The organism is Cupriavidus consociatus (genome assembly GCF_017814975.1).
Classification (GTDB): domain Bacteria; phylum Pseudomonadota; class Gammaproteobacteria; order Burkholderiales; family Burkholderiaceae; genus Cupriavidus; species Cupriavidus consociatus.
This window is the reverse complement of the sequence record NZ_JAGIQA010000017.1, coordinates 105,105-123,445: the sequence shown is the minus strand read 5'-3', so window position 1 is coordinate 123,445 and position 18,341 is coordinate 105,105. Positions and strand designations below refer to the sequence as shown.

Annotated in this window: 12 protein-coding genes and 1 tRNA gene; 8 read left to right on the top strand and 5 right to left on the bottom strand. The window is 66.6% G+C overall.

The genetic code is table 11. The annotated features are described in order from the left end of the window. Positions 1 to 12: 12 nt before the first annotated feature. Positions 13 to 1,275, bottom strand: coding sequence for a Zn-dependent hydrolase (locus tag J8I82_RS22950; RefSeq protein WP_209761173.1), 1,263 nt, complete (start codon positions 1,273 to 1,275; stop codon positions 13 to 15). 46 nt (positions 1,276 to 1,321) lie between these two features. Further along, positions 1,322 to 2,158, bottom strand: coding sequence for a presqualene diphosphate synthase HpnD (hpnD, locus tag J8I82_RS22945; RefSeq protein ID WP_209761172.1), 837 nt, complete (start codon positions 2,156 to 2,158; stop codon positions 1,322 to 1,324). A gap of 288 nt (positions 2,159 to 2,446) precedes the next feature. Here hpnD and J8I82_RS22940 point away from each other — a divergent pair, with 288 nt between their 5' ends. Together J8I82_RS22940 and J8I82_RS22935 are read left to right on the top strand one after the other, a co-directional pair. After that, complete coding sequence (locus J8I82_RS22940) at positions 2,447 to 3,691, top strand: efflux RND transporter periplasmic adaptor subunit (protein ID WP_209761171.1); 1,245 nt, start codon at positions 2,447 to 2,449, stop codon at positions 3,689 to 3,691. Between the two features lie 7 nt (positions 3,692 to 3,698). Then, a complete protein-coding gene (locus J8I82_RS22935) occupies positions 3,699 to 6,812 on the top strand; it encodes an efflux RND transporter permease subunit (RefSeq protein WP_209761170.1) in 3,114 nt (1,037 codons plus the stop codon). 151 nt (positions 6,813 to 6,963) lie between these two features. On the opposite strand, the gene J8I82_RS22930 is transcribed toward J8I82_RS22935, so the two are convergent. Both J8I82_RS22930 and J8I82_RS22925 read right to left on the bottom strand, forming a co-directional pair. After that, the gene (locus J8I82_RS22930; protein ID WP_209761169.1) at positions 6,964 to 7,311 is read right to left on the bottom strand and encodes a hypothetical protein; all 348 of its coding nucleotides are present in this window, start codon (positions 7,309 to 7,311) and stop codon (positions 6,964 to 6,966) included. 657 nt (positions 7,312 to 7,968) lie between these two features. Then, positions 7,969 to 8,055 (bottom strand) — tRNA-Leu (locus J8I82_RS22925). Between the two features lie 260 nt (positions 8,056 to 8,315). Here J8I82_RS22925 and J8I82_RS22920 point away from each other — a divergent pair. Further along, on the top strand, positions 8,316 to 8,687 hold the full coding sequence (locus J8I82_RS22920) for a VanZ family protein (protein WP_209761168.1): 372 nt from the start codon (positions 8,316 to 8,318) through the stop codon (positions 8,685 to 8,687). Positions 8,688 to 8,710: 23 nt separating this feature from the next. Here J8I82_RS22920 and J8I82_RS22915 read toward each other — a convergent pair whose 3' ends face one another. Beyond that, positions 8,711 to 9,568: a 23S rRNA (adenine(2030)-N(6))-methyltransferase RlmJ gene (locus J8I82_RS22915; protein WP_209761167.1), complete on the bottom strand. Its 858-nt coding sequence runs from the start codon at positions 9,566 to 9,568 to the stop codon at positions 8,711 to 8,713. Between the two features lie 144 nt (positions 9,569 to 9,712). Between J8I82_RS22915 and mnmC the strand changes: the two genes are divergently transcribed. The 5 genes from mnmC (at position 9,713) to lon (ending at position 18,242) form a co-directional block, all read left to right on the top strand. Continuing rightward, positions 9,713 to 11,686, top strand: a complete 1,974-nt coding sequence (mnmC, locus tag J8I82_RS22910; protein WP_209761166.1) for a bifunctional tRNA (5-methylaminomethyl-2-thiouridine)(34)-methyltransferase MnmC2/FAD-dependent 5-carboxymethylaminomethyl-2-thiouridine(34) oxidoreductase MnmC1 — start codon at positions 9,713 to 9,715, stop codon at positions 11,684 to 11,686. A gap of 210 nt (positions 11,687 to 11,896) precedes the next feature. Continuing rightward, positions 11,897 to 13,255 (top strand): trigger factor, encoded by a 1,359-nt coding sequence (gene tig, locus J8I82_RS22905; RefSeq protein WP_209761165.1) that lies wholly within the window; start codon positions 11,897 to 11,899, stop codon positions 13,253 to 13,255. Between the two features lie 120 nt (positions 13,256 to 13,375). Beyond that, a complete protein-coding gene (gene clpP, locus J8I82_RS22900; RefSeq protein WP_029049269.1) occupies positions 13,376 to 14,026 on the top strand; it encodes an ATP-dependent Clp endopeptidase proteolytic subunit ClpP in 651 nt (216 codons plus the stop codon). A gap of 271 nt (positions 14,027 to 14,297) precedes the next feature. Beyond that, a complete protein-coding gene (gene clpX / locus J8I82_RS22895; protein WP_029049268.1) occupies positions 14,298 to 15,575 on the top strand; it encodes an ATP-dependent Clp protease ATP-binding subunit ClpX in 1,278 nt (425 codons plus the stop codon). A 255-nt stretch (positions 15,576 to 15,830) separates the two neighbouring features. Next, entirely contained in the window at positions 15,831 to 18,242 is a 2,412-nt protein-coding gene (gene lon, locus J8I82_RS22890; RefSeq protein ID WP_209761164.1) for an endopeptidase La, read from the top strand. Positions 18,243 to 18,341: the final 99 nt, after the last annotated feature.

The window sequence follows — 18,341 nt, the reverse complement described above, 5'->3', positions numbered from 1 at the left end:
TGCCGTCTGCTGTCAACCGCGCGGCTGGAAATGGCGCAGGAAGTCGACGAAGACTTCGGCCGCCAGCTGCGCATCCTCGGCGGTGATGGTCTCCAGCGGGTTGTGGCTGATGCCGCCATTGCCGCAGCGCACGAACAGCATCGCCACGTCGGTGATGCGGTGCATCATCATGGCGTCGTGGCCCGCGCCGGAAGGCAGCTCGAACGCCTCCATCCCCCGCTTCTTCAATACCGCGCCGAACTGGTCCATCAGCCAGCGGGCGCAAGGCGCGTTGTTCACCGGCGGCACGCGCTCGACCTGCGCCGACAGCCCGCGCCGTGCGGCGATCTGCTCGATGCCGGCAACGATGTCCGCGATGGCCGCCTCGCGGATGTCGTCGGCGCCGGCGCGGATGTCCATCGAGAACGTGCAGGCCGCCGGGATCACGTTGCTCGATCCGTCCGGCACCTGCAGCTGGCCGACGGTGCCGACCAGCGTGGGCGCGGCGGCGCAGCGCTGTTCCACCAGCAGCACCATTTCGGCCGCGCCCGCGGCGGCGTCCTTGCGCATGCCCATCGGCGTCGTTCCGGCATGGCTGGCCTGGCCTTCCACCCGCACCTGGAAGCGGCTGCTTCCGGCGATTTGCGTGACCACGCCCAGCGGCAGGTCGTGGTGCAGCAGCACGGGACCCTGTTCGATATGCACTTCGACAAAGCCCAGCAGCGTCGCCGGGTCCAGCGCCGCCGCGCGCAGCGCGTCCAGGCCGCCCGCGCCGGGCAGGCCGGAGGCGGCGAGGGCCTCGGCCAGCGTGAGGCCGTCCGTGTCGGTGCGGGCAAGCAGCGCGGGATCGAAGCGGCCCGCCAGCACGCTGCTGGCCAGGAAGCTGGTCTTGAAGCGCAGCCCTTCCTCCTCGGCGAATCCCACCACTTCGAAGTGGTATGGCAGCCGGATCCCGGCCCGGTTCAGCGCATCCACCACGGCGATCGGCAGCAGGATGCCGAGGCGCCCGTCGTAGCGGCCCCCATTGCGCACCGTATCGAAGTGCGAGCCGGTCATCAGCACGCGCGCATCGGTAACGGCGGGGTCGGCGGCGTAGCGGCCGATGACATTGCCGATGGCGTCGATGCGCACCTGCATGCCCGCGGCTTCCATCCATTGCGCCAGCCGGTCCTGCGCGGCGCGGTGCGCCGGCGACAGGTAGGCACAGGTCAGGCCGCCTTCCATGTCGGAGAAGCGGGCGAGCTGGTCGGCGTGGTCGAGGATGGCCTGGCCGAGGGAAGCAGTGGTCTGGGACATAAGGGGTGTCGGCGGGTGTCGTGCCTTGCGGCCTGTTTGCTATGGGTCAGCTATTGCGGATCCAGGTCTTCCAGGCGATCCACAGCTTGCGCAGCGGCGTCAGGCCGATGCGCTGGCTGAGGACCTGGAACTGGCTGGCCTCCAGCTCATCGAGCAGCGCATGGTAGATCGCCCCCATCAGCAGGCCGGCGCGCTGGGCGCGGCGGTCCTGGCGGGGCAGCGCCGCCAGCGCCTCGCGGTACAGCCTGCGGGCGCGTTCGGCATGGTATTGCATCAGTGCGACGAAGCGCTCGGAATGCTGGCCCTTGAGGATTTCGGAAGCCGGCACCTGGAACTGCTGCAGCGTACTGACGGGCAGGTAGATGCGGCCGCGCCGGGCGTCCTCGCCCACGTCGCGCAGGATATTGACCAGTTGCAGCGACAGTCCGAGCTTCTCGGCAAATTCCAGCGTCTTCGGGTCGGTATAGCCGAACAGCCGCGCGCTGAGCGTGCCGACCACGCCGGCGACGCAATGGCAGTAGCGGTTCAGTCCGGCTTCATCCAGGTAGCGCGTCTGCGTCAGGTCCATCTCCATGCCGTCGAGCACTTCGGCCATTTCGCCCTGCGGCAGGGCGGCGCCGGCAACATGCGGCTGCAGCGCCTGGGTGGTCGGGTGCGTGGGCGCCCCGTCGAACAGCCGCCGCAGTTCCGCGCGCCACCAGTCCAGCTGCTGGTGCGCCAGCCCAGTATCATGCGTATCGTCAACCACGTCGTCGACTTCGCGGCACCAGGCGTACAGCGCGGTGATGGCGCGCCGGCGTTCGGCCGGCAGGAACAGGAAGCTGTAATAGAAGCTGGAGCCGCTCTGGGCGACTTTCTCTTGGCAATACTGATCGGGCGTCACGCCGGTCTCAATCTGAAGATGGGTGGGGGAAGCGCGGGGCGCCGATTGTAGCATCGCAGATCCGGACAGCCGGGCGCCGCCGGGATGGCCGGCGGCAGACATCTAATCACAGCTCATCCGCGGGAACGGCACCCGAGGGGGCATTCCAGACGTTTGGTCGCCTGTCGTTTGACGCACCCCCGCGGGGATCGCTATATTGCTGACCGGCCAGTTATTTATTGCCCCGCACTTGCCTCCGCGGCCGACGGCCTGCCTTGCCAGCTGTTCCATCCGACTCCTAGCTTACCGATGCCAGTGCTTTGCCCAGTGCCGGAAGTTGCGGCCGCAGCGACTCTTTTTGACACAAAATCGTTACGCCGCGCTCGCACCGAGCGCTCCGAGCGCTTCAAGCGCCTGGGACGGCGCGTGGCTGCCGCGCTGGTGGCCATCGCCGCCGTTGCAGTCGCGGGCTGCGGAAAAAAAGTCGAGCCGGCGCCGGAAGTCCGTCCGGTGCGCCTGATGCAGCTCAGCCAGCACAGCGGCAAGACCGCCTTCGAGTTTTCCGGGGACGTGCGTCCGCGTGTCGAGTCGCGGCTGGGGTTCCGCGTGGGTGGCAAGATCGCCGCCCGCCTGGTCGACGTCGGTGCCGTCGTCACCAAGGGCCAGCCGCTGGCCCGGCTCGATCCGACTGACCTTTCCCTGGCCGAAGCAGGCTCGCGCGCCCAGTTCGAGGCGGCGAAGACCGATCGCGACCTCGCCGCATCCGACCTGAAGCGCTACAACGACCTGTTCGCCAAGGGCTTTATCAGCGCCGCCGAACAGCACCGTCGCCAGGCCAGTTTCGAGGCCGCCGATTCGCGCCTGCGCCAGGCCCAGGCCGGCCTGCGCAGCCAGGCCAACCAGACCGCCTACGCCGTGCTGCATGCCGACGCCGACGGCGTGGTCACCGCCATCGACGCCGAGGTGGGCCAGGTCGTCACCCCGGGCCAGCCGGTGGTGCGCGTGGCCCAGACCGCGGAAAAGGAAGTGGCGATCGGCCTGCCGGAAGACCAGGTCGACCTGCTGCGCGGCATTGCCGATGTCAGCATCCATACCTGGGCCGAGCCCAAGCGCGAGCTGCCCGGCCGCGTGCGCGAGATTGCCGCTGCCGCCGACCCGGTTACGCGCACCTATGCCACCCGCGTCACCATTCCTGATCCGCCCGCCGATCTCAAGCTCGGCATGACCGCCGTGGTGACGTTCGTGCGGACCGGGGCCACCTCCGCGATCCGCGTGCCGCTGACCGCGCTGCTGCAGGAGCAGGGGCGCAACCAGGTGTGGATCTACGACGCCGCCGCTGGTACGGTCAAGCCGGTCACGGTGACGCTGGGCGACGCCGTCGGCAACGAGGTGGAAGTGCGCCAGGGGCTGGCGCCAGGCCAGACCATCGTCACCGCGGGCGTACACCTGCTGCGCCCGGGGCAGAAGGTGCGGCCGCTGCAGGCCGTAGCGCCTGCTTCCGCGCCGACCGCAGCCCCTGCCGCAGCCCCTGCCGCAGCCACTAAGCAGGGCTGAAGTCGGCATGGATCATTCCCGCTTTAACCTGTCGCGCTGGGCGCTCGAGCACCAGCCGCTGACCCGCTACCTGCTGGTGGTGCTGCTGCTGGGCGGCCTGCTGGCGTTCTTCCAGCTCGGCCAGGACGAGGATCCGCCCTTTACCTTCCGCGTGATGGTGGTGCAGGCATTCTGGCCGGGCGCCACCGCCGAGCAGATCGCGGTGCAGGTGACCGACAAGATCGAACGCCAGTTGCAGGAGGTGCCTTACGCCGACAAGATCCGCAGCTTCTCCAAGCCCGGCGAGACCACGGTGATCTTCCAGCTCAAGGACACCTCGCCCGCGAAGGAAACCGGGCAGATCTGGTACACCGTGCGCAAGAAGATCGGCGATATCCAGCACACGTTGCCCGCGGGCGTGCGCGGGCCGTTCTTCAACGATGAGTTCGGCGACGTCTACGGCACCATCTATGCGCTGTCCGCCGACGGCTTCAGCTACAAGGAGCTGCGCGAGTATGCGGACCTGGTGCGGCAGGAGCTGCTGCGCGTGCCATCGGTGGCAAAGGTGTCGCTGATCGGGTTGCAGGACGAGAAGGTCTATATCGAATTCAACCAGGCGCGCTTTGCCCAGCTCGGGCTGGACATCAATGGCATCGCCGACCAGATCTCGCAGCAGAACAACCTGACTGGCAGCGGCGTGCTGGTCACGCCGAGCGACAACCTCCAGGTGCGCCTGTCCGGCCAGTTCGCCAGCGTCGGGGACCTGGAGAACCTGGTGCTGCGTGGGCCCAACGGCATCGCCAATATCCGTCTCGGCGATATCGCGCAGGTGTACCGCGGCTATGTCGACCCGACCCAGACGCGGATGCGCTTCAACGGCAGGGATGTGATCGGGCTGGGCATTTCGATGCAGAAGGGCGGCGACATCATCCAGCTCGGCAAGGACCTGCGCGCGGCCTTCGAGAAGCTGCGCGGCCAGCTGCCGGTCGGCATCGAGATGGACCAGGTGCAGGACCAGCCCAAGGCGGTCAGGCAATCGGTGGGCGAGTTCGTGCGCGTGCTGATCGAAGCCGTGGTGATCGTGCTGGCGGTCAGCTTCGTCGCGCTGGGCTTGCATACGCGGCCGCTGCGGCTGGACGTGCGGCCCGGGCTTGTGGTGGCGCTGACGATTCCGCTGGTGCTGGCGGTGACCTTCCTGTTCATGCACATCTTCGGCATCGGCCTGCACAAGATCTCGCTGGGCGCGCTGATCGTGGCGCTGGGGCTGCTGGTCGACGATGCCATCATCGCGGTCGAGATGATGGTGCGCAAGCTGGAAGAAGGCTTCTCCAAGATGGAGGCCGCCACCTTTGCCTATACCTCGACGGCGATGCCGATGCTGACCGGCACGCTGATCACGGCGGCGGGTTTCCTGCCGGTGGGGCTGGCGCGCTCGACCGTGGGCGAGTACACCTTCGCCATCTTTGCCGTGACGGCGCTGGCGCTGGTGCTGTCGTGGCTGGCGGCGGTGTATTTCACGCCTTACCTCGGCTACCTGCTGCTAAAGACGCGCGGCGCGGGCGCTGGCGAGCACCATGAGGTGTTCGATACGCCGTTCTACGCCCGCTTCCGCCTGCTGGTGGACTGGTGCGTGACCTGGCGCAAGACCGTGATCGCCATCACGCTGGTGACGTTCGTGCTGGGCATCTATGCGTTCAGGTTCGTCGAGAAGCAGTTCTTTCCCGACTCCAGCCGGCCCGAGCTGATGGTGGAGCTGTGGATGCCGGAAGGCACCAGCTTTGCCCAGATGGAAGCCGAAGCCAAGCGCTTCGAGCGGCTGGTGGGCAAGGACAGGCAGGTGGAAAGCCTGACCACCTTCGTCGGCACCGGCGCGCCGCGCTTCTACCTGCCGCTCGACCAGATATTCCCGCAGAGCAACGTGGCGCAGGTGATCGTGATGCCAGTCAGCACCGAGGTGCGCGACGCGCTGCGCCGTCGGATCATCAAGCTGCTCGACACCGAATTCCCATACCTGCGCGGCCGCGTCAAGCTGCTGCCGAACGGGCCGCCGGTGGCGTATCCGGTGCAGTTCCGCGTGATCGGCCCGGAGGCAGGCGCGGTGCGCCAGCTGGCCGACCAGGTCAAGGCCGTGATGCGCGCCAACCCGAACACGGTCGGCGTCAATGACAACTGGAACGAGAACGTCAAGATGCTGCGCCTGGAGATCGACCAGGACAAGGCGCGCGCGCTGGGCGTCACCACCAGCGCGATCGCGCGCGTGACGCAGACCGTGCTGACCGGCGTGCCAGTAGGCCAGTATCGCGACGGCGACAAGCTGATCGAGATCCTGATACGGACGCCGCGCAACGAGCGCGATGCCATGTCCGACCTGAACAACGTGCTGGTGCCGACCAATACCGGCCGCACCGTGCCGCTGACCCAGGTAGCCCGCGTGGCGCTGAAGTCCGAGCCCGGCGTGGTCTGGCGCGAAAACCGTGACTTCGGCGTGACCGTGCAGGCGGACGTGGCAGACGGCATCCAGGGCCCGACCGTGACCGCGCAGATCAACCCGCAGCTGGACAAGCTGCGCGCGCAACTGCCGGCGGGCTACCGCATCACCGTGGCTGGCGCGGAAGAAGAAAGCGGCAAGGCGGGCGCGTCAATCGCCGCGCAGTTGCCGCTGTGCATCTTCCTGATCTTCACGTTGCTGATGCTGCAGCTGCACAGCTTCTCGCGCGCGCTGATGGTATTCCTGACCGGCCCGCTGGGCCTGATCGGCGCCGCCGCGACGCTGTTGCTGCTGCGCGCGCCGATGGGGTTCGTGGCGCAGTTGGGGATCACCGCACTGCTGGGCATGATCATCCGCAACTCGGTGATTTTGGTCGACCAGATCGAGCAGGACATCAGCGCGGGCGTGCAGCCCTGGACCGCCATCGTCGAAGCCGCGGTGCGCCGCTTCCGCCCGATCATTTTGACCGCGGCGGCGGCCGTGCTGGCGATGATCCCGCTGTCGCGCTCGATGTTCTGGGGCCCGATGGCGGTGGCAATCATGGGCGGGCTGATCATCGCCACCGTGCTGACGCTGCTGTTCCTGCCGGCGCTGTACGCGGCGTGGTTCCGCATCAGGCGGACCGAGGCAGGGGTGGAGGCGCTGGCCGGTTGAGGGCCGCGGCGCCGCGCTCTCAGGCCCGCGTTGCGGCGATCCGCTTTTCCGGCGCAACCGGGTTTCGGTCGCTGCCGGCCGATCCCGGCAGCGAAATGCCGCGCGGCGAGCGCGCGGCACTTTCAGGCGCTTGCCGCCCAAGCCTGCGCGCCTAGTTGCAGATCGTGCCGGGAACCGGCTTGCCTGAATTGGTCAGGCCCTGGCATGCGTCGCCGATGGTCAGGCTGGTATCGGAGGCCGAAGCCGGCGACAGCTTGAGCTTGCCTGCCACCGTGCAGCAGCCGCGCGGCGGTGGCGGCATCGGTGTGCGCTTGAGGGTCTGCGCCGGGGCTGGCCCGCCGGCTTCGGCCGTTTCTTCGGCATCAGGGAACACGCACTGCCCTTGCTGGCAGATCCGCTCCCCTTTGCACTGCATGTCGTACTGGCATCCGGCAGCCTGGGCGAGGGATGACCAGCCAGCGGCCATCGACGCGGCCAACAGCAAGGCAGAAACTTTCATATGCCCTCCGATAGGGCTGAGGTGAAGACTGAAGCGGGCGGCGAAGTGCGCAACACCGCTCCAACATCTTCAGCATAGATCGCTGCGAGGAGCTGCGAAAGCCGTTGGCACTCAGGTGTTCTACCACCTCCCGCGAGACTCGGCGGCGCCAGCGATCTGTGGGCAATCGAACCGAAGATCGCCAACGCGCATTCCTGCGCCAGCGGCGCCAGTCCTTTCCTGGCATCGGCCATGGTCCGGCGGCTTGCAAGCGGTCACACACGCCTGGCTCGCTGTTGACGATCGGTGGGGCGAGACCCATGTCGCCGATGAAAAGTTCCTCCGATTGCGGGCATCTCCGACTCGGCCCGACACGGGCCAGGATCGCCGACATGGCAGTCAGCGTCGCCGGCGTGCGGATGCGCTCGGGTTGTTCCGGCATCTCCGCACTTTTTCCTCGGGCAGCCTACTCAGGCTGGCGCGGCCGGAACCGGTGCAATCCATCGGGATGCGCATGCCCCGCCGGCGTCAGTGCGTGTCGACGTAGCCGAGCGCCGCAAGCGCAGGGACTGTCCGCTGAGCAGAATTTCTGGCCATGCCCGGTCGGCGCGGCCGGTTCCGGCAGTGTCAGCGTTGGCGTTCGGCGGATGTGTTGGCGCCGCCACAGGAAGGGGCGGATGGTGCGAGGGAGGGGACTCGAACCCCTACACCATTGCTGGCGTCAGGACCTAAACCTGGTGCGTCTACCAATTTCGCCACCCTCGCGGTCCTTGCGGCGCAGCCCGGACGGGCGGCCGCGATGCTCGTTGCCTGCGCAAGACACGAAAGCAAAAAAGGCGGCTGGAACTGCCCGCCCTTCATCGGTCCGCTCTGCCGGCGCCTGCCGTGGCAGGTCATGCGCCTGCAGCGCAACGAGGCTGCGGATTGTAGCGCAAGGCGCGGGGGGAATCCAGCCCTGCCGGCCGGCGATATATATTGTCGGCATTGCCAACGCGTGCCGCATGGGGCGGCGCGCTCCCCGTCCCATGCCCCCTGGTCAAATTTCCTCCCTGAAGGCGCCGCCATGGCGCCTGCTGTTCTGGGCTTGCGCCGCCGCCGTGCTGGCCCTGTCGCTGATGCCGCCGTCCCCGCAACTGCCGACAACCGGCTGGGACAAGAGCAATCACCTGCTGGCCTTCGGTGTGCTGGCACTGCTGGGGCGGCGCGCGTTTGCCGGCCACTGGCTGGCCCTGCTGCTGGCGCTGGTCGTCTATGGCGGCGTCATCGAGCTGCTGCAGGGCATGACCGGCTACCGCGAGGCCGACTGGCTCGATCTGGTGGCGGACACCTGCGGGCTGCTGGCCGGCTTGGCGCTGGACTGGCTGCGGCGCGGCCGCGGCCGGCGCTTGCCGCGCTAGCTTGCGCGGCGGCGCCTGTCGCGCTACCGCTCTTCGGCTTCCAGCGTGAACTTCGCGCCGTCGTCCTGGCCGAGCAGGTCGACCAGTAGCGGCATCGCCTCTTGCAGCATCTCCTTCAGCAGCCACGGCGGGTTGACGATGAACATGCCGCTTCCGTGCAAGCCCAGGCCGCCTTCGACCGGGTTCCTGACGGTCAGCGTCACGTGCAGCCAGCTCTTCAGTGGCAGGGCCTTCAGTTGCACCGGCAGCTGCAGCGATTCGCGCCGCTGCACCTGCGGGTACCAGACCGCGTAGACGCCGGTGGCGAAGCGCTCCAGGCCGTCGCGCACGGTCTGCACGGTGCGGGCGTAGTCCTGCTTGTCTTCGTAGGACGGGTCCACCAGCACCAGCGCGCGCCGCGGCGGCGGCGGCAGGATCGCCTTGATGCCGCCGAAGCCGTCGCCGTCGTACAGCATCACACGGCGGCCGGCGCCGCGGAAGTTGTCGCGCAGCACCTGGATTTCGGTGCTGTGCAGCTCGAACAGGCGCAGCCGGTCCTGCTCGCGCAGCATCTGCCAGGCCAGCCATGGCGAACCGGGATAATGGCGCAGGTTGCCATCCGGGTTCAGCGCGCGGACCTGGTCCAGGTACTCGCCCAGCAGCGGCGGCAGTGCGGTGCCGCTGGCGGCGGCCTGCCACAGGGGCGCAATGCCGGTCTCGAACTCGGCCTTTTTCTGCGCCCACTCGTGCTCGAGCGCGTAAAGACCGGCGCCGGCGTGGGTGTCGATGTACCAGAACGCCTTGTCCTTCTGCGTCAGATGCTCGAGCAACTGCACGACGATGGCATGTTTGAGGACATCGGCATGGTTGCCGGCATGGAAGGCGTGACGATAGCTGAGCATGGCGAAGCGGGGCGCCGCTGAGGCGCAGGATCGGGGGCAGGGCGGCGTGGCCACTGCGGGGAAGGCCGCTATGCTACCATCCGCCGCGAGTCGCCCCCTCCCCATGTCCGGCACTTCCGCCCGGGCCCCAAGTATCCGTATCCCATGCCGCGCGCACTCGAGCCCGCCGAGCCTATCCTGTCTGCCGAAGGCACCCCGTATTCCCCCCGCTACGACGACGTCTACCACAGCACCGAAGGCGGGCTGGCGCAGGCCGCCCATGTCTTCCTTGGCGGCAACGGCCTGCCGCTGGCATGGGCCGGCCAGCGGCAGTTCGTCATCGTCGAGACCGGCTTCGGCCAGGGGCTGAATTTCCTGGCGACGTGGCAGGCGTGGCGCGACGATCCCCGGCGCTGCGGCACGCTGCATTTCGTCTCGATCGAGAAACATCCCTTCACGCGCGAGGGCCTGGTCCGGCTGCATGCCGGCCTGCAAGGGCTGGAGCCACTGGCGCAGGCACTTCAGGCGCAATGGCCCGAGGCCCTGCCGGGCCTGCACCGGCTTGCCTTCGACGGGGGGCAAGTGGTGCTGACACTTGCGCTTGGCGACGCCGGGCAAGTGCTGCCCAGGCTGGCCGTGGGCGCCGACGCTTTCTACCTCGATGGCTTTTCTCCGGCGCGCAATGCGGACATGTGGTCGCCGCCGGTGTTCCGCGGGCTGGCCCGGCTGGCCCGGCCGGGCGCGACGCTCGCCAGCTACACCGCCGCCGGGTTTGTCCGGCGCGGGCTGAAGGAAGTCGGATTCGAAGTCAGCAAGGCGCCAGGTTTCGGTGGCAAGCGCGACATGACGGTCGCGCGCTTCCGTCCGCTGTGGAAGTCGCGCCGCCATGCGCCGCCGCTCGCGGCGCAATGGCCCGACCGGCATGCCATCGTGATCGGTGCCGGCCTGGCTGGCTGTGCCGTGACCGAGCGCCTGGCTGCGCGCGGCTGGCGCATTACGCTGTTCGATGCCCATGACGGCCCGGCGCGGCAGACCTCGGCGCATCGCGCGGCAGCCATGCATGCCCATCTGTCGGCTGACGACAGCCTGCTGTCGCGGCTTTCGCGCGCCGGCAACCAGTATGCGCTGCGAGCCTGGGCGGCGCTGCGCGACGCCGGGTATCCGGTCGGCTGGCACGGCTGCGGCGTGTTGCAGATCGGCGAGGACGAAGCCGAGGGCGAGGCCCAGCGCGCCGCGCTCGCTGCCATGGGCCTGCCGGAATCGTTCGTGCGCTGGATGAGCGCCGAGGAGGCGGCGTCTGCCCACCGGGCCGGCGTGCCGCGAGGGGGGCTGTGGTTCCCGGCCGGCGGCTGGGTTGCGCCCCCCGATGTCTGCAGGGCGCAGCTGGCGCGTGCGGGCGATGCCGTCGCCGCGCGCTTCGGTTGCCGCGTGGCAAGCATCGCGCGCGGGGATGACCAGTGGCACGCGCTTGCTGCCGACGGCGGCGTGCTGGCGTCAGCGCCGGTGCTGGTGCTGGCCAATGCGCACGAGGCGCAGCTGCTGCTGCCGCAGCAACGCTGGACCATGCGGCGCGTGCGTGGCCAGCTCACCACGCTGCCGGCCGCACAGGTCGATGCGCTCGGCGGCTGGCCGGACTGCGTGGTCACGGGCGCCGGCTACCTGCTGCCGCGTGCCGCGGACGGCGCGGGCCGCGTCGGCTCCAGCTACGACCCCGACGAAGGGCCACTGGCCGAGCGTCCGGAGGTGCATGCCGCCAACCTCGCACGCCTGGCTGGCCTGCTGCCGCGCCAGGCCGGCGCGGTGGCCGGGATCGACCCCGCCGCGCTCACCGGCTACGTCGGCGTGCGCACGGTCACGCACAACCGGCTGCCGCTGATTGGACAAGTCGCCGACGAAGCGGCGGCATTTGCGCACGCGGGTGCCTTGCGCGGCGCGCACCTGCGCGACCTGCCGCGTGTTCCCGGGCTGTACGCGGCCCTTGCCTATGCGTCGCGCGGCCTCACGTGGGCTGCATTGGGGGCCGAACTGCTGGCCAGCCAGATCGAAGGCGAGCCGCTGCCGCTCGAGGCCGACCTGGCCGACGCCATCGACCCTGCACGCCTGCTGCTGCGCGCGCTGCGCCACGGCCAGGCGGGCTAGCGGCGAGGGTGTAAGAAAGCGGTTCCGGGCCTGCTTCAGGGTAAAAACGCCGGAACCGAACCAAAATCGTGCGATAATCCCCGTTTTCCGTTTGCGCGGAGCCCTCCGTGCGCCGTCGCGCCGCGGCGGCCCCAGGCAGTGCTGCATATGGCGCAGCGCAAGCGGTAGCGCCAACGAACACAACTACATTTCTGGATTGGATCTACGACCATGTCGAACGTGATTGAGAACCTCGGCAAGCTGGACCGCAAGGTGACCCTGGCCATCCCCAAGGCCGAAGTGGAGAAGGAAAAGCAGGAGCGCCTGGTTCGCCTGTCGAAGACCGTGAAGATGTCGGGCTTCCGTCCGGGCAAGGTGCCGATGAAGATGGTCGAGAAGCAATACGGCCAGCAAGTCGAGTTCGAAGTGCGCTTCGACAAGGCCGCGCGCAAGTTCTTCGACATCACCAAGGAACAGGACGTCAAGGTTGCCGGCCAGCCCAAGTTCGAAGTCAAGACCGAAGGCGTGGGCGCTGACGAAGTCGCGTTCGATGCCACCTTCGAGGTGTACCCGGAAGTGAAGATCGGCGACCTGTCGGCCGCCGAAGTCACCCGCACCGGCACCGAGATCACCGACGCCGAAGTCGACAAGACCGTCGACATCCTGCGCAAGCAGCGCGTGCATTACCACACCCGCGGCGAAGCCGGCGAGCATGGCGACGGCGGTGCCGACGTTACCGCCCAGAACGGCGACCGCGTGACGCTGGACTTCGTCGGCAAGATCGACGGTGAAGAGTTCGCTGGCGGCAAGGCCGAGGACTTCCCGTTCGTGCTGGGCGAAGGCCGCATGCTGCCCGAGTTCGAGCAGGCCGCGCTGGGCCTGAAGGTGGGCGAGAGCAAGACCTTCCCGCTGGCCTTCCCGGAGGACTACCACGGCAAGGAAGTGGCCGGCAAGACCGCCGAGTTCACCGTGACGCTGAAGAAGATCGAGTGGGCCCACCTGCCGGAAATCAACGAAGCCTTCGCCAAGTCGCTGGGCATCGCCGACGGCAGCGTCGAGAAGATGCGCGCTGACATCCGCGAGAACCTGGAGCGTGAAGTCAAGCGCCGCACGCATTCGATGCTGAAGGACCAGGTCATGGAAGCCCTGCTGAAGGCAAGCGAGTTGGACGTGCCGAAGGCCCTGATCGAGCAGGACCAGGAGCGCCTGGTCGAGATGGCCCGCCGTGATCTGGAACAGCGTGGCATGCCCAACGCCAAAGACATGCCGATCCCGGCCGAGATGTTCACGCAGCAGGCAGAGCGCCGCGTCAAGCTGGGCCTGATCCTGGCCGAGATCGTCAAGGCCAACGGCCTGGAAGCCAAGGCCGACCAGATCAAGGCCGAGATCGAAGACTTCGCCAAGAGCTACGAAGACCCGAAGGAAGTGATGCGCTGGTACTACGGCGACCAGCAGCGCCTGGCTGAAATGGAAGCCTACGTGCTCGAAAACAACGTGGTAAATTTCGTGTGCGACAAGGCCAAGGTCACCGACAAGAAGGTGTCCTTCGAGGAACTCACCGCCGAAGGCAACCAGCAGCAAGCTGCCTGAGGTCGGGGATAGCCCGCTAGCCCGCTTTCTTCCGCGCCACGGCGCGGAGGCAAGCGAAAGCGGGCCGGTGCCCCGAGTGACTGATTGCCTTGCGATCCGACGAATCCATGGAGAACCTGCATGACCCGCAATGATTTGCTTGACCGTCTCGCCACCACGCAGGCTTCGGCACTGGAAACCCAGGGCCTGGGGCTGGTGCCGATGGTCGTCGAGCAGTCCGGCCGGGGCGAGCGCGCCTATGACATCTATTCGCGCCTGCTGAAGGAGCGTGTGGTGTTCATGGTGGGCGAGGTCAACGACCAGACCGCCAACCTGGTGGTGGCACAGCTGCTGTTCCTGGAAAGCGAGAACCCCGACAAGGACGTGTCGCTCTACATCAACTCGCCGGGCGGTTCCGTCTCGGCGGGGCTGGCGATCTACGACACCATGCAGTTCATCAAGCCGGACGTGTCCACGCTGTGCATGGGCATGGCGGCGAGCATGGGCGCCTTCCTGCTGGCGGCCGGCGCCAAGGGCAAGCGTTTCGCGCTGCCCAACTCGCGCATCATGATCCACCAGCCGCTGGGCGGCGCGCGCGGCCAGGCCTCGGATATCGAAATCCAGGCGCGCGAGATCCTGTACCTGCGCGAGCGGCTGAACAGCATCCTGTCGGAAGTGACCGGCCAGCCGGTCGAGAAGATTGCGCGCGATACCGATCGCGACAACTTCATGAGCGGCGACCAGGCGGTGGACTACGGCCTGGTGGACAAGGTCATCGCCCGCCGCGGCTGATGCCACGGGCCGCCGCGGCGCAATCCGCAACGGCGGCTATGCCGGTCTGCCGGGAAACCCGCATTGCGCGGAACGCCTTGGCGCGGCAGCATTGCCCAAAACGCGAAGGCTACACCTGAACGAGGCCTTGTGCCTCGTTTTTTGCTTTTGCCCCACAGGCTGGGGGAGAGCGCCGGTGAGGCCAATTGTTTTGGCGTATGATGCGTTTAAAGCGTATTGCCGGGGAGCCTTTCGCCCCGCGGTGTGCGCAATGCAAAAGTGACTGATTCCTATGGCGGACAAAAAAGGTTCATCCAGCGAAAAGCTTCTCTACTGCTCCTTCTGCGGCAAGAGCCAGCATGAGGTCAAGAAGCTGATTGCGGGCCCCTCGGTGTTCATTTGCGACGAATGCATCGACCTGTGCAACGAGATCATTCGTGACGAAGCCACCGCAACCGAGAAAGACGCCGCCGCGGCCGCGCGCTCGGACCTGCCCACGCCCCACGAAATCCGCGAAAGCCTGGACCAGTATGTGATCGGCCAGGAACAGGCCAAGAAAATCCTGGCCGTCGCGGTCTACAACCACTACAAGCGCCTGAAGCACCTCGGCAAGAAGGACGATGTCGAGCTGTCCAAGAGCAACATCCTGCTGATCGGGCCGACCGGCTCCGGCAAGACGCTGCTCGCGCAGACGCTGGCGCGCCTGCTCAACGTGCCGTTCGTGATCGCCGACGCGACCACGCTGACCGAAGCCGGCTACGTGGGCGAGGACGTCGAGAACATCATCCAGAAGCTGCTGCAGAACTGCAACTACGAAGTCGAGAAGGCGCAGCGCGGCATTGTCTACATCGATGAGATCGACAAGATCTCGCGCAAGTCCGACAACCCGTCGATCACGCGCGACGTTTCGGGCGAGGGCGTGCAGCAAGCCCTGCTGAAGCTGATCGAGGGCACGATGGCCTCGGTGCCGCCGCAGGGTGGCCGCAAGCATCCGAACCAGGACTTCCTGCAGGTCGATACGACCAACATCCTGTTTATCTGCGGCGGCGCGTTCGACGGCCTGGAAAAGGTCATCATGCAGCGCTCGGACAAGACCGGCATCGGCTTCGCCGCGCAGGTCAAGAGCAAGGAAGAGCGCGACGTCAGCGAAGTCCTGCCGCAGACCGAGCCGGAAGACCTGATCAAATTCGGCCTGATCCCCGAACTGATCGGCCGCCTGCCGGTGGTCGCCACGCTGGCCAAGCTGGACGAGGCCGCGCTGGTGCAGATCCTGGTCGAGCCCAAGAACGCGCTGGTCAAGCAATACCAGAAGCTGCTGGCGATGGAAGGCGTCGAGCTGGAAATCCGCCCGGGTGCGCTGACCGCGATCGCGCGCAAGGCGATCCGCCGCAAGACCGGCGCCCGCGGCCTGCGTTCGATCCTGGAGCAATCGCTGATGGACGTCATGTATGACCTGCCGAATTACAAGGGCGTGCAAAAGGTGGTGATCGATGAAAATACGATCACCGGAGATGCACCACCGCTGCTGATGTACGAAGAGCAGCAGCCGAAAGTGGCAGGCTCCAACTGACGCGAGAGCTGCCAAGGGTGGTAAGTGTTTGGAACCACACCGGCAGCGAGGCGAGAAAGCCGTTCGCGTAGAAGCGAGCGGCTTTTTTTGTTTATTTCCACCGACGAGAAGGAGGAAACGCGGGTATGCTGTTTCAGAGGGGCCTGCAAGTGCAGGGAGCGGCATCTTCCTGTCTTGGTGAATCGATTGGCATGTATCTTGTAATCGAATCAGGCGGCCCAATTTACGCCTTAAATGACTGACTTGGGGAAAATGATGTCCGGAACACAACTCCTCCCGGCCGAGCCGATTCGCCTCCCACTGTTGCCGCTGCGCGACGTGGTGGTGTTTCCGCACATGGTGATCCCGCTGTTCGTGGGACGCCCGAAGTCCATCAAGGCGCTTGAGACTGCGATGGAGGCGGGCAAGAGCATCATGCTCGTAGCCCAGAAGACGGCGGCCAAGGACGAGCCGACCGCCGACGACCTGTACGAGGTCGGCTGCATCGCCAATATCCTGCAAATGCTGAAGCTGCCCGACGGTACCGTGAAGGTGCTGGTCGAAGGTACGCAGCGTGCCAATATCCGCGAGGTGAGCGAGGACGAGTCGCACTTCATGTGCGAAGCCGTGCCCGTGCCGCCCGCACCTGGCGAAAGCGCCGAGACCGAGGCCCTGCGCCGCGCGATCGTGTCGCAGTTCGACCAGTACGTAAAGCTCAACAAGAAGATCCCGCCGGAGATCCTGACCTCGCTGTCGGGCATCGACGAGGCAGGGCGCCTGGCCGACACTATCGCCGCGCACCTGCCGATCAAGCTCGAGCAGAAGCAGAAGATCCTGGAGATGGTCAATGTGACCGAGCGCCTGGAAAGCCTGCTGTCGCAGCTCGAGGGCGAGATCGACATCCTGCAGGTTGAAAAGCGCATCCGTGGCCGCGTCAAGCGCCAGATGGAGAAGAGCCAGCGCGAGTACTACCTGAACGAGCAGGTCAAGGCCATCCAGAAGGAACTGGGCGAGGGCGAGGAAGGCGCCGACCTGGAAGAGCTCGACAAGCGCATCAAGGCTGCGCGCATGCCGAAGGAAGCCAAGAAGAAGGCCGACGCCGAATTCAAGAAGCTCAAGCTGATGTCGCCGATGTCGGCCGAGGCCACCGTCGTGCGCAACTACATCGACACGCTGGTGAACCTGCCGTGGCGCAAGAAGAGCAAGGTCAACAATGACCTGGCCAACGCCGAGCGCGTACTGGATGAAGACCACTACGGCCTGGAGAAGGTCAAGGAACGCATTCTCGAGTACCTCGCGGTGCAACAGCGCGTGGACAAGGTGAAGGCGCCGATCCTGTGCCTGGTCGGGCCTCCCGGCGTGGGCAAGACCTCGCTCGGCCAGTCGGTTGCGCGCGCGACGAACCGCAAGTTCGTGCGCATGGCACTGGGTGGCGTGCGTGACGAGGCCGAGATCCGCGGCCACCGCCGTACCTACATCGGCTCGATGCCGGGCAAGATCCTGCAGAGCCTGTCCAAGGTCGGCGTGCGCAATCCGCTCTTCCTGCTCGATGAAATCGACAAGATGGGCATGGATTTCCGCGGCGATCCGTCGTCGGCGCTGCTCGAGGTGCTGGACCCGGAACAGAACCATACGTTCCAGGACCACTACATCGAGGTGGACTTCGACCTGTCGGACGTGATGTTCGTGGCGACGTCGAACTCGCTGAACATCCCGCCGCCGCTGCTCGACCGTATGGAAGTGATCCGCCTGTCGGGTTACACCGAGGAGGAGAAGCTCAACATCGCCACGCGTTACCTGCTGCCGAAGCAGATCAAGAACAACGGTCTGAAGGCTGGCGAGATCGAAGTGACCGATGCTGCGATTCGCGACATCATCCGCTACTACACGCGCGAAGCCGGTGTGCGTTCGCTTGAGCGCGAGGTGTCCAAGATTGCCCGCAAGGCGGTCAAGCTCCTGCTGCTGAGGAAGGAGTCCGGCACGATCAAGGTCGATTCCGAGAACCTGGACAAATTCCTGGGCGTGCGCAAGTACGACTTCGGCCTGGCCGGCAAGGAAAACCAGGTTGGACAGGTCACCGGCCTGGCGTGGACCGAGGTGGGCGGCGACCTGCTGACCATCGAAGCCGCGATCATGCCGGGCAAGGGCAACATCACCCGCACCGGTTCGCTGGGCGATGTGATGAAGGAGTCGGTCGAGGCCGCGCGCTCGGTGGTGCGTTCGCGGGCACGCCGCCTGGGCATCACGGATGAGATGTTCGAGAAGCGCGACATCCACATCCACGTGCCCGAAGGCGCGACGCCCAAGGACGGCCCGTCGGCAGGCGGTGCCATGACCACCGCGCTGGTGTCGGTGCTGACCGGCATCCCGGTGCGCGCGGATGTCGCCATGACCGGCGAAATCACGCTGCGCGGCGAGGTGCTGCCGATCGGTGGCCTGAAGGAAAAGTTGCTGGCGGCCCACCGTGGCGGCATCAAGCTGGTGCTGATTCCGGAGGAAAACGTCAAGGACCTGGCCGAGATCCCCGACAACGTGAAGAACGCCATCGAGATCGTGCCGGTGCGCTGGATCGACAAGGTGCTGGAACTGGCGCTCGAGCGCAAGCCGGAGCCGTTGGCGGAAGAAGATGCCAAGCCCGCTGACGTGGCGGACAAGGCCACGGCCAAGGTGGAGCGTCTGCACCACTGATCGGGCTACGTGAAATGAGCGCCGCGGGGCAGCGATGCCCGGCGGCGTTTTTTTATGCGCACGGCCTTGGCAAACTGAAATCTCCTGTATTACACTTGC